The organism is Reichenbachiella carrageenanivorans, assembly GCF_025639805.1.
In the GTDB taxonomy this organism is placed as follows: Bacteria; Bacteroidota; Bacteroidia; order Cytophagales; family Cyclobacteriaceae; genus Reichenbachiella; species Reichenbachiella carrageenanivorans.
Genome location: NZ_CP106735.1, coordinates 3,982,294 through 3,994,716, shown reverse-complemented (window position 1 = coordinate 3,994,716; position 12,423 = coordinate 3,982,294). Strand labels below are relative to the sequence as shown.

Sequence of the window (12,423 nt, the reverse complement as noted above, 5' to 3'; positions counted from 1 at the left end):
AAATGAAAGAGATACTTCAAAAACTAACGAATAATTACATACTGACGCAGCAGGAGGCAAAAGATTCTCTTGTGCAGTTAGCTAATGGACATTGCAATGAAAGCCAAATGGCAGCTTTTATGACTGTTTATTTGATGCGCAGTATTCGCACACATGAGTTGGCAGGCTTCAAAGAAGCGATGTTGGAGCTTTGTACGCCGATAGATTTGCAAGGCTACGATGCCATGGATATGTGTGGTACGGGTGGTGACGGCAAGGATACATTCAATATTTCAACTACTTCATGTTTTGTGGTGGCAGGTGCAGGCCAAAATGTAGCGAAGCATGGTAATAATGGCGTATCGTCTATGTGTGGGTCTTCTAATTTGTTGGTGCATTTGGGCTATGAATTTACGGCCAATGAGGGTGAGCTTAAGCAAAGCATGGACGAGTCTGGAATCTGCTTTTTGCATGCGCCGCTGTTTCATCCTGCGATGAAAAATGTAGCACCTGTTAGGCGTGATCTAAGTTTGAAAACATTCTTCAATATGCTGGGGCCACAATCGAACCCTAGTCGCCCAGAGAAACAGCTCGTAGGTGTGTATAGCCTAGAATTGGCTCGTTTGTACCAATATTTGCATCAGAGCGAAAATCGTGATTGTGCCATCGTACATGCTTTGGATGGGTATGACGAAATTTCCCTCACAGGAGCTTTTAAAGTGATTACCAATCAAGCCGAAACAGTTTATCGTCCTGAGCAGATTGGGTTGATGCAGGTCACACAAGATCAAATTAGTGGTGGGGATAGTATTGAGGCGTCTGCGCAGATATTTTTGAATGTACTCAAGGGGGAAGCTACTCTCGCACAAACCGAGGTAGTGCTGGCCAATGCAGGTTTGGCACTTACGATAGGTAAGGGGCTATCAACTATCAAAGAGGGGGTGGAGATGGCTCGTGAGTCTATTGCTTCTGGTGCTGCTTACAAATCCTTCAAGACATTTTTAAATCCGAGTAAAACTCAAATTCCAATCACATAAGTCATGAATGTACTAGAAAAAATAGTTCAGACCAAAAAGGAAGAAGTGGCTTATCAGAAGTCACTAGTAGCTATTGATAACATCATCAAATCAAGCTATTTCGATCGAAAGTGTTTTTCTACTGTGCAAAACCTGGAGCAGGCAGCTCCTTATGGTATTATATCTGAGTTTAAACGGCAGTCTCCGTCCAAGGGGATTATCAATGATCGTGCAGAGGTGACTGAAGTAGCTAGGGGCTATTGTGAAGCTGGTGCATCGGCTATTTCCATTCTTACGGATAGAGATTATTTCGGAGGAAGTATTGAAGATTTGCAGCGCGCTAGAAAACACATGTCGTGTCCAGTGTTGCGCAAGGATTTCATTATTGATGAATATCAGATTTATAAAACCAAGGCGATAGGGGCAGATTTAATGCTTTTGATTGCAGCTATTTTGACTAAAGAAGAGATTGTAAGGTTTACAGATTTGGCACATCAACTTGGTTTGGAGGTGCTTTTGGAAATTCACAACGAAGAGGAGTATCAAGAGGGTTATTATGAGGCTGTAGATATATTAGGTGTAAACAACCGAGATTTAAAGCGATTTAAGACGACTATTCAAAATTCTATTGATCTCGCAAAGATTCTACCTAAAGATCAACTCAAGATCTCAGAAAGTGGAATTTCGTCTACCAAAGAAATGGATATTCTCGCGGCAGAGGGTTACAAAGGCTTCTTGATCGGGGAGCAGTTTATGAAGCACGAAGACCCTGCAGCAGAGTTGAAGAAATTTATGACTACTCAGATGGCCAAAGGATGAAAATCAAAGTCTGCGGCATTCGAACCCAAAGCAACCTTACTTTTCTGAGTAATTCAGCGGTGGATTTCATTGGTTTTATTTTTTATGATAAATCCGGTCGAAATTTCAATGAAGGAGAATTGCTGAATGGTATAGATACCCAAAAACAGAAAGTAGGGGTGTTTGTTAATGAAAGTATAGCGCAAATAGAGACGTTGGCTAGGATGTATGGACTTGATTATATCCAGTTGCACGGAGATGAGTCTCCTGAGTTTTGCCAAACATTGAAAACGAAAGGCTATAAACTATTCAAAGCATTTGCGCTCAAGGATCAGTTGCCTGACGGGTTAGAGGATTACGAACCGCATATTGATTGTTTTTTGTTTGACACCAAAGGCAAAGCGTATGGTGGAAACGGTGCTCAGTTTGATTGGTCAGTTTTGGATCAGTACAAGCTAGAAAAGCCGTTTGTCTTGAGTGGTGGCATTGGACCAAAGGATGTGGAAAGTATTAGAGCTATTCGACATCCTCAACTTTTTGCAGTGGACATAAATAGTCGATTTGAATTGGCTCCAGGCGAAAAGGATGAGCAAAAATTAAAAGTATTTATTGAAGAATTGAAGAAATAAAAAATAGATGGAAACCAAGTTGATACCAGACGAAAGGGGCTATTTCGGTAGTTTTGGAGGTGCATTTATCCCAGAGATGATGCAGGCCAATGTGACCGAACTGCGCGAGCAGTACGAGCAAATCATGGCCAGTACGGAGTTTAAGGAAGAGTTTGAAAAACTACTCTCTGACTATGTGGGGCGTCCTTCGCCGCTTTATTTAGCCACTAGGCTGTCTGAGAAGTATGGAGCCAATATTTACCTAAAAAGGGAAGATCTGAACCATACAGGCTCTCACAAAATCAATAATGCACTGGGTCAAATCATCTTAGCTAAGAAATTGGGTAAGAAGAAGATTATTGCAGAGACAGGTGCTGGTCAGCATGGTGTGGCTACTGCTACGGCTTGTGCGCTAATGGGAATAGAGTGTGTGGTATTTATGGGAGAAGTAGATGTAGCTCGTCAGGCACCAAATGTTGGTCGGATGAAGATGTTGGGCGCTACCGTAGTGCCTGTGTCATCAGGTAGCAAGACGCTCAAAGATGCGACCAACGAGGCTATGCGCTACTGGATTAGCAATCCGTTCGATACGCATTACATTATTGGGTCTGTGGTAGGGCCACACCCTTATCCGGATATGGTGGCGAGATTTCAGTCCGTGATCAGCGAAGAAATTAGAAAGCAATTGCTAAAAGCTACGGGGACAGAGTTTCCGGATCGAGTGATCGCTTGTGTAGGTGGTGGGAGCAATGCCTCGGGTGCATTTTTTCATTTTATCAAGGAGGAACAAGTGGAATTGATCGCGGCGGAAGCGGCAGGCAAGGGCTTGGATTCTGGCTTTACAGCAGCAGCGACATTCAAAGGAAAGAGTGGGATTTTACACGGTAGCAAAACTCTTTTTATGCAAACTGATGATGGGCAGGTAGTGGAGCCTCATTCGATTTCTGCGGGCTTGGATTACCCTGGGATTGGACCTGCGCTGGCGCACTGGTTCGAATCAGGTAGAGTAAAGTATGAAGCTATTACAGACGCTGATGCCTTAGCTGCAGGGAAGGAACTCTGTCTGCTTGAGGGCATTATTCCTGCAGTAGAATCCGCTCATGCTTTGGCTGCTTTAGATAAGATCCAGGTCAAATCAGGAGAGACCATTGTGGTGAATCTGTCGGGTAGAGGAGATAAGGATTTGGAGACGTATCTTCAGTCGTTGTAATTTTTTACTAACACTTACTTTGAATTAATTTCTAAGATGGAAAATAGAATAAATAACTTATTAGAAAAGAAAGATAATCTCTTATCTATCTACTTTACGGCTGGCTATCCTAACCTTAATGACACGACTGATATCATTAAGAAAGTAGTAGATTCAGGTGCTGATTTATTGGAAATTGGTGTGCCGTTTTCAGACCCAGTAGCGGATGGTCCTACGATCCAACATAGCAATACAGTAGCTATCGAAAATGGGATGACTGTCAAATTGCTTTTTGAGCAATTGAAAGACATAAGGAAGTCGGTAGATGTTCCATTGATTATGATGAGTTCGCTGAACCCAATCATGCAATATGGCTTTGAAAATTTCTGTAAGAAATGCAAGGAAATAGATGTTGATGGGTTGATTATCCCAGACCTTCCAGTCGAAGAATATATTGAGCATTATAAGTCTATGGTAGAAGAGAATGGGTTGCGAAATATCATATTGGTGACACCAGCTTCAACGGACGAAAGAATTCGATTAGTGGATGAAAATACGGACGGATTTATCTACATGGTATCTTCGTCTAGCACCACAGGTGAAAACAAAAAGTTCACCTCTGATTTTGAGCATTTCGCCAAACGACTGGAGGCTATGAGCTTAAGGAATTTTTTGATTACGGGATTTGGTATCAAAGACAAAATGTCTTTTGATCAAGTATGCAGGTACTCGAAAGGGGGGATTATCGGGAGTGCTTTTGTAAAGGCAATTGCAGCATCTGATGATGTGATGACTAATATTGAAAAATTCATGAAACAGTTTAATTAATGAGCTTTTTTTGATTTTAGTCTTGTCTAAAAATTCACTTATAAATACTTATAATTCAGTGTGTTTATATGTTTATATATTAGGTGTTAGATGAATTAATAATTGAATGGAGGCTTGATGGGTGGGAGGAGTTTGTTAATTCACTTTTCTTACCCTGATTGGTGATTCTTGGAATGTCAAAAGTGCTCTTTCACGCTTGTCTTTTATTTCTGTTCTGTTTTTGATTCCTAGGTCAAGGCCTGATGCTTTCTATATATCAGGTCTGAATAAAACAGTGCTTCTATTTGTTTTAGGATTATTCTTTTTATTTTGGTGTTTCGTACAAGACCAAACAACACCCAAAATTGATTAACCTTTCCTGTTCACTTCGTTTGTTTTTAGCTAACTCTAGTGGTACTTTTCTAGAGACTTCTGTATGGATGAGCGGTGAATGATGTTTCATTTTAAAGCATGAAAGTAGGAGATGAAAGTGTGGTTGGTAGTAGGAGATTTGAACTAGAATTCTAAACAGGAAAATGAGAGAAGAACAAGAAATTTTTGGACACCCCAAGGGACTTTATATTTGTTTCCTTACAGAAATGTGGGAGCGGTTTTCATTCTACGGAATGAAATTTTTACTACTACTTTACCTTACTAAATATCATCTTTTCACAGATGGCGGTAGTCTCGATGTGTTAGGTGCTTATGCTGGTTTGGTCTATGCTTTGCCAGTGATTGGAGGCATGCTTGCAGATAGGTATTTGGGTATGCGAAAGGCAGTGATATTCGGAGGGATTATGCTTTGCTTTGGGCATCTCGGTCTGGCATTCGAAGGGGATCAAGCGACCATGATAGATGGGATAAGGGTACAAGATGATTTTGCCTTAAATATTTTCTATTTATCACTTGCACTAATTATTGTTGGTGTAGGTTTTTTGAAGCCAAATATTTCAACTATTGTAGGAAAACTTTATGAGGTAGGCGACAAAAGAAGAGACTCTGGTTTCACTATTTTTTACATGGGGATCAACTTAGGTTCGTTTACTGCCACTTTACTTTGTGGGTATTTAGGTGAAAATTATGGCTGGGGATATGGCTTTGGTCTAGCTGGTATTGGTATGTTGTTTGGCCTTGTTGTTTTCTTGTGGGGACAGCGCTTTTTGCATGGACATGCAGAGCCCGAAAAACCAGAGGTTTTGAAAGAGAATGGTTTCCTTGGGCTAAACAAGGAAGTAACTATTTATGTGGGTTCATTGATTTCTGTACCAGTGATTTGGTTTCTTGTACAATCTAATGCCATCGTACACAACACACTCAATGCGATGGCATTTGGTGTATTGGTTTGGTTAATATGGTTTTTGTTTAAAGAATGTGATAGGGTGGAGCGTGGCCGCATGACGGTACTGGCTTCTCTAACTTTATTTACCGTAGTGTTTTGGGCTTTGTTTGAGCAGAGTGCTGCTTCTATGACATTGTATGCAGATAGAGTAGTAGATAGAGTATTGATAGATACTATCTACTTGCCAGGCGAAACACTTGGACTGTATTTAATGGCGGTAGCTTTGATCGCTATTCCTATTTTGGTGGTGTTTTTAGGAAGGACGAAATTCAGTACAATGAATGATTCTGAGAGAAAAATCACAGGAAGTATTTTTGTTGCCATTTCGGGTGTTTTGATCTATTTAGGGATCGATACCATTCTATTTGCAGGAGCCGTGGCAGAGTCTGCTGCAGGCTTGCCTGTGCGGTGGGAAGTGACAGCAGTACAAACAGGTTCGCTCAACGCAATGTTTATCTTCCTGCTTGCCCCTTTGTTTGCTTGGTTGTGGACATTTCTTAGTAGAAACAAAATGGAACCAGGTACGCCTTTGAAATTCGGGCTGGGTATCCTTCAAGCAGGTTTAGGGTTTGGTGCACTCGTGCTGGGAGCTACCATGCCAGATGCATCTGGCAAAGTGGCTTATATATGGATCGTATTGGCCTATCTATTACATACCACAGGAGAGTTATGTTTATCTCCTGTTGGATTATCGGCAGTGACTAAGTTGTCCGTACCTAAGGTTGTAGGGTTTATGATGGGTGTATGGTTTTTGGCTACTGCTTACTCGGAACTAGTAGCAGCACAGTTAGCTAAGTTTGCGGCGATCGACACAGAAGGAGGAATAGTGACCGATGTAGCTGCAGCAAGTACTGTCTATGCAGATTTTTTCTCATCACTCATGTGGGTAGGTGTGGCTATTAGTCTTGTGCTTTTTGTACTGACGCCACTCATGAAAAAAGGCATGCATGGCGTGAAATAAGAGTAAAACGCTTTTAATAAAATATATAGATCCTCTTAATCGGTCAGTAATACTGTCAGGTTGAGAGGATTTTTTTGTTCAATTTCCCCACTCAAATGGTAAATGAGCCAATGACATCATGAATTCAAATCATGTAAGCCATTCTTCTTATATTCGATAAATTTTTAATTTAAGATATGGAAGCAAAACAACAACCCGAATTATTTGGTCATCCCAAAGGCCTGTTTTATCTATTTTTCGCCGAGCTGTGGGAACGATTTAGTTTTTACGGCATGCGTGCGCTACTTACGTTATACATGGTCAATGAGATGTTTAGTGCCTATGCTGAACGCGATACCATTGCATTTGGTATTTATGCCTCGTATGGCATGCTTGTCTACGCCACGCCTGCTATTGGTGGTGTGTTGGCAGATCGTTTATTAGGGTTTAGAAGATCGGTGATGTTGGGTGCTGTGTTTTTTACGTTAGGCCATTTCGTTTTGGCTATAGAACATCCTATTTTCTTTTACACGGCATTGGCATTGTTGATTGTAGGTAATGGCTTTTTTAAACCCAATATATCGTCATTTGTGGGTACGCTTTATGAAAAAGGCGACGTAAGAAGAGATTCGGGTTTCACCATATTTTATATGGGTATTAATGTAGGAGCAGCCGTGGCGCCTATTCTTTGTGGATGGTTAGGGGTTACTTATGGATGGCATTATGGTTTTGGTGCTGCTGGTATCGGGATGCTTACTGGCTTGGTTGTGTTTTGGCAGGGCAATAAGGCAGGCGTGTTCGGAGATCATGGATTGCCACCATCAGAAGGAACTCTTAATGAAAAAGTATTTGGCATAAAGAAAAAGCACATGGTGCCAATAGCGGCAGTGCTTATAGTTCCAGTTATTGCTTTTTTAATTCAATTTGGAGAGATCGCTCTCACTGCCTTTGGAGAAGTGATGTTTGAAGGTACGATTGTATCATTTATATTCAATATTCTAGTGCTAGGTGTTGCAGGTTATCTGCTATGGATGTTTACTCAGATCTCTGGCAAAGAAAGACAGCAGCTAGTTATGGTGTTGTATATGACGCTTTTGATGACTGTATTTTGGGCTTTTTATGAATTGACAGGTAGCTTGCTAACCCTGTTTGCCGATCGAAATGTAAACCTTGTCATGTTTACCGCAGCAGGTACTAATGGCATCACCGCCATATTTGTTGTGTTGCTGGCTATACCTTTTTCAGCATTGTGGATTGCAATGCAGCGCAGGAATCTGAACCCAAGAACACCGTTCAAATTTGCATTTGGTTTAATATTGATAGGCACTGGGTTTTATGTGTTGTCACTTAGTGGAGCATTTGCGGACGAAGGAGGGCGTGTGCCTTTTTTCTTTTTGGTAGCTGCTTACTTCCTTTTTGTAGTGGGGGAGCTGAATATGTCGCCAGTAGGCTTGTCTAAGATTACAGAATTAACACCTAAACGACTAGTAGGTTTTATGATGGGGATTTGGTTTTTGGCTGTAGCCTATGCTTTTAACATTGGTGGATGGATTGGTCGTAGTATGGCGATCAATACTAAGGATATGTCTGAGGCATCAGGGATGGATTCTCTTCAAATATATATCGAGGGATTTGAAAAGATCGGATTATTTGGATTAGGACTAGGAGTAGTGGCCTTGGTACTTGCGCCATTTCTAAAGAGACTCATGCACGAAGTGCATTAGCATTGTTAATAGGGGGATTTTCAGCATTACTTTGAGTAATCTCTTGATGAAAGTGTAGAAATCACTATTTTTAATATAAACTTATTCCTTAAGTTGTTGTATTATTCAATGAAGCGAGGCTTTTTTGCGGCTTCAATTACTTAATCTTTAAAATATCTTAACATGAAGAAATTAATAGTTTTATCGGCAATTTTTATTGCTTCTATGTCTGCTGCTAGTGCGCAGGAATTGGGTATCAGGTTTGGTGACGTTCTAGGTAACGACGTGGCTATCGATGGTATTTTTTCATTAGGCGAATTCAGTAGATTACATGCTGATGTGAGCTTTGGAAACGATGTAGGAATTGAAGTGCTATACGACTTTTTGTATAGACCTTTAGGTGACGTGCAAGGGTTGGATTGGTATGTAGGAGCAGGACCTTCTTTGTACTTAGGTGACCCTGTATGGTTAGGAGTAAGTGGTGAAGTAGGATTGGAATATCACTTTGATTTTCCTTTGGCTTTAGGGCTTGATTGGAGACCTACTTTCTGGATCATCGACGATACTGATTTTAACGGGAGTAGCTTTGGATTTAATGCTAGATACGTATTTGGCAAATAAACCAACCAAAAGAAATAATAAAAAAAGGTTCGTTAGAGTATCTAACGAACCTTTTTTTATTATATAGCAGATTTGTTATTCGAAGTCTACAGAGCCTGTGTCTAAGTGATAGTAGCCTGTTACTATTTTCACCCCATCGCTAGCCACTGCATTGGCTATAATGTCAGACTTGGCAGTTAGCGTGCCAGCAGCGATGTTTGCATTTTCTTTTACGATATCTCCTACAGGAGCATCTTTCCCTAGTTTTTCTACGGCAGGTTGGATATAACTCACAAGCTTATTGAGATTTGGTCCTGCGTCGCCGCCTTGTATGGCAGCACCTACTGCACCACAGCTCTGGTGTCCCATTACTACAATCAGCTTGGTGCCTAAGTGTGCTACAGCATATTCTATACTTGCTATAGATGAAGTGTTGGCTACGTTTCCAGCTACTCTTATTACAAATACCTCACCCAGACCAGTATCAAATGCAAGCTCTGGCGCTACTCGACTATCAGCACAGGATAGTATGATGGCGTAAGGTGCTTGTCCATTCGCCAAGCCTTTGATTGTTGTTTGATCCTGTGCAGGGGTAGAGGGCTTAGTGCCTACGAAACGCTCGTTTCCGTCTTTGAGTCGTTGCAGTGCTTCTTTCCAGTTCATATTTTTAATGTTTTTTGAAAAATGACAATTGTAATTTTAAATGAAAATAAATCGCCAGCGTCTATACTCAAAGGATAACTGGAGTTTTAATCATTACTTAACAAAGATGCCTCCTCAACAAGGACAAGTTCAATCCGTATTTTCCGCAATTTTTTCTATCTAAAAATACTAAGAGGTTGTTTGTCTCTTTTGAGATAAACTTATCTGTAGTAGGTTTTAATCCTGTCTCAAAGAATCTACAGGATTACTTCTAGAGGCTTTGATCGTTTGGAAGCTAATGGCTAGACTGCCAATAAAAACCACAATGAAAGTAGATCCTAGATATATCCAAGGACTGATTGATAGACGGTCTGCGAAATTTTGTAACCAGTAGTCCGTAGCCAAATAGGCCAGAGGCCAAGCGATCAGCGTAGAGATTACGATTAGTTTGACAATCTCATTAGATAGCAGTTTGATCAAAGTACTCGTACTAGCTCCGAGTACTTTTCTGATGCCTATTTCCTTCTTTCTGATAGCTGCAGTGTAGGTCACTAAACCAATGAGTCCCAAGCATGCAATAAAGATAGATAGACTGGCAAACACTACGAAAACTTGTCCAGTAGTAGATTCAGAGTTGTAGAGATTAGCATAGTCGTCGTCAAAGAAAAAATACTGAAAGGGTTTGTTATACGAATGATCAAACCATGTGTTTTCAATAAATTGTATTGTCTCTCGGACATTGTGTGTGTTGCTTAGTTTTACCGTGACGTAGCCTTCCCAATTGCCAGCCATCAGTCTCAGCATGGTCGGCTCTATGCGCTTATGTAGAGATTCTATGTGATAATCTTTCACTACGCCTATGATGGTCATTGGTTTGCCTGGGCCATCATCATCTGGGTTTAGAAATTTCTTTCCAATAGGGTCTGTGTAGCCTATGGTTTTTACAGCCGATTCATTGATGATGACGCCACTAGAGTCCGACGGATGATCTTTGGAGAAAAACCTACCCTCGACCAATTCCAAATTCATCAGCTCCGCATAGCCAAAACTGACATGGTTTTCATACAGTAAATAAGGAGAATCGGGACTTTCCTCAGTCATATGTGCATTGTTGTTATACCGATCTTTGCCAGGCAGCGACATGGCGTTGGCTACTTCTTTGATGTTCGGATTTTGCAAGAGGTCGTTTTTGAAAGTTTCTAAATTGTTTCTTAATACATCTGACCGCCTGATGACCACGATTTGTTCTTTGTTGAACCCCAAGTTTTTGTTGAGCATAAAGTCGATTTGGTTGTAAACCACTACCGTGCCTATGATGATGATGATGGCTGCCGTAAATTGAATAACCACTAGTAGATTTCGCATCCAGCTAGCTTTGGCTCCAGCGCTCATAGTGCCTTTGAGCACATCTACAGGCTGGTAGGCCGCAAGGATAAAGGCAGGGTAGAAGCCAGCCAATACCCCAATGAGTATAGCGAGACATCCAAGCCAAAAGAAGCTCCAAAGGCTACTGGTCAGCTGATAGGCAATTTCTTTTCCTATCAGTTGGGTAAATGCAGGCGTAAGGAAAAATACCAAAAGTCCAGCTACTATGGTAGCAAAGCTTGAAATCACAATAGATTCGAAGATGAATTGGCCGATGAGGCGCTGCTTGCTAGAGCCTACTACTTTTCTAATGCCTACTTCTTTTGCCCGAGAAGAGGATTGGGCGGTAGCCAAATTCACAAAATTGATAATGGCTATAAAAAGTAATATAATAGCTATTAGTGAATAAATATAGATGTAGGAGATGTCGCTATTTGCCTCGAGCTCTTCATCTACATTAGAGTAGAGATATATGTCTTCGAGCGGCATCAGGTAGTATCCGAAAGAATTGCCTGCACTTTCCCAAGCATCCATCGTGGTGCCGAGGTATTGTTCTACCTGAGGACCTACATATTTGTAAACCAAGGCTTGCAATTTGTCTTCTAGTGCGGAGATGTTTGCATTTTCATGCAAAACCACATAAGTATAATTATTGTGGCTGACCCATTGCTGGTTATTGAGCCAATGGGGATAGGTGCTCAGAGAGCCCATCATATCAAATTGTATGTGTGAATGGTCAGGCACGTCTTCCATCACGCCTGTTACGGTATAGAAAATAGAATCTTGTTCTACGGTGAGTTTTTGTCCTATAGGGTCTTCATTGCCAAAATATTTTTTGGCGTAGGACGCTGTCAGTACGACCGACCTGGGGTGAATCAGTGCTGTTTTTTTGTTTCCAGACAGAAATTTAAAATCGAAAACATCGAAAAATGTAGAATCGGCAAACAGTACGCCATCTTCATTGAATTTTTTATTATCTCTTCCGATAAACCATGCTCCGCTTTCTTTGACTCTAGTCACTTTTGAAACTTCTGGGTATTCGCTTATCAGTGCTTGAGCCATAGGCGTGGCAGTTACGGCCATGTCCATGGTTTGACCCATCATTTGACCTTTTACATGTACGCGGTGTATGTTTTTCGATTGGCTATGAAATTTATCATAACTCATTTCATTAATAATGTAGAGCGCTATGAAAATGAAACTGGCAATACCAATAGCCAAACCGCAGATATTGATCAGAAAATAGCTTTTGTGCTTGAGCATATTTCTGATAGCCGTGAGATAAAAATTTTTAAGCATGAGTTTGAGTTTTTTGATTTGAGTTTTCTTATTGAAATTGCAAGGTCACTGCAATTTCAAAGTAAGATGCCTTTGCGTATCTAATGGTTGCATGGTTAGACGTAAGAAACTAGAATTTATTACATCAACAATACGATT

General features: G+C 40.8%; 10 protein-coding genes. 8 read left to right on the top strand and 2 right to left on the bottom strand.

All coding sequences use genetic code 11. The features are described 5' to 3' along the window. Positions 1–2 precede the first annotated feature (2 nt). The 8 genes from trpD (at position 3) to N7E81_RS16260 (ending at position 9,000) form a co-directional block, all read left to right on the top strand. Positions 3–1,016 (top strand): anthranilate phosphoribosyltransferase, encoded by a 1,014-nt coding sequence (trpD, locus tag N7E81_RS16295; protein ID WP_263050661.1) that lies wholly within the window; start codon positions 3–5, stop codon positions 1,014–1,016. A 3-nt stretch (positions 1,017–1,019) separates the two neighbouring features. Next, the gene (gene trpC, locus N7E81_RS16290; protein WP_263050660.1) at positions 1,020–1,814 is read left to right on the top strand and encodes an indole-3-glycerol phosphate synthase TrpC; all 795 of its coding nucleotides are present in this window, start codon (positions 1,020–1,022) and stop codon (positions 1,812–1,814) included. Beyond that, positions 1,811–2,422: a phosphoribosylanthranilate isomerase gene (locus N7E81_RS16285; protein ID WP_263050659.1), complete on the top strand. Its 612-nt coding sequence runs from the start codon at positions 1,811–1,813 to the stop codon at positions 2,420–2,422. Before trpC ends, N7E81_RS16285 begins: the two co-directional genes overlap by 4 nt. Positions 2,423–2,429: 7 nt before the next feature. Next, positions 2,430–3,611, top strand: coding sequence for a tryptophan synthase subunit beta (gene trpB, locus N7E81_RS16280; protein WP_263050658.1), 1,182 nt, complete (start codon positions 2,430–2,432; stop codon positions 3,609–3,611). A gap of 36 nt (positions 3,612–3,647) precedes the next feature. Continuing rightward, positions 3,648–4,418, top strand: coding sequence for a tryptophan synthase subunit alpha (gene trpA / locus N7E81_RS16275; protein ID WP_263050657.1), 771 nt, complete (start codon positions 3,648–3,650; stop codon positions 4,416–4,418). A 515-nt stretch (positions 4,419–4,933) separates the two neighbouring features. Next, entirely contained in the window at positions 4,934–6,697 is a 1,764-nt protein-coding gene (locus N7E81_RS16270; protein ID WP_263050656.1) for a peptide MFS transporter, read from the top strand. 176 nt (positions 6,698–6,873) lie between these two features. Further along, positions 6,874–8,400 (top strand): peptide MFS transporter, encoded by a 1,527-nt coding sequence (locus tag N7E81_RS16265; RefSeq protein WP_263050655.1) that lies wholly within the window; start codon positions 6,874–6,876, stop codon positions 8,398–8,400. A 162-nt stretch (positions 8,401–8,562) separates the two neighbouring features. Continuing rightward, entirely contained in the window at positions 8,563–9,000 is a 438-nt protein-coding gene (locus N7E81_RS16260; protein ID WP_263050654.1) for an outer membrane insertion C- signal, read from the top strand. Positions 9,001–9,075: 75 nt separating this feature from the next. On the opposite strand, the gene N7E81_RS16255 is transcribed toward N7E81_RS16260, so the two are convergent. After that, the gene (locus tag N7E81_RS16255; protein WP_263050653.1) at positions 9,076–9,642 is read right to left on the bottom strand and encodes a carbonic anhydrase; all 567 of its coding nucleotides are present in this window, start codon (positions 9,640–9,642) and stop codon (positions 9,076–9,078) included. 216 nt (positions 9,643–9,858) lie between these two features. Then, positions 9,859–12,285: an ABC transporter permease gene (locus N7E81_RS16250; RefSeq protein ID WP_263050652.1), complete on the bottom strand. Its 2,427-nt coding sequence runs from the start codon at positions 12,283–12,285 to the stop codon at positions 9,859–9,861. Between the last annotated feature and the right edge of the window lie 138 nt (positions 12,286–12,423).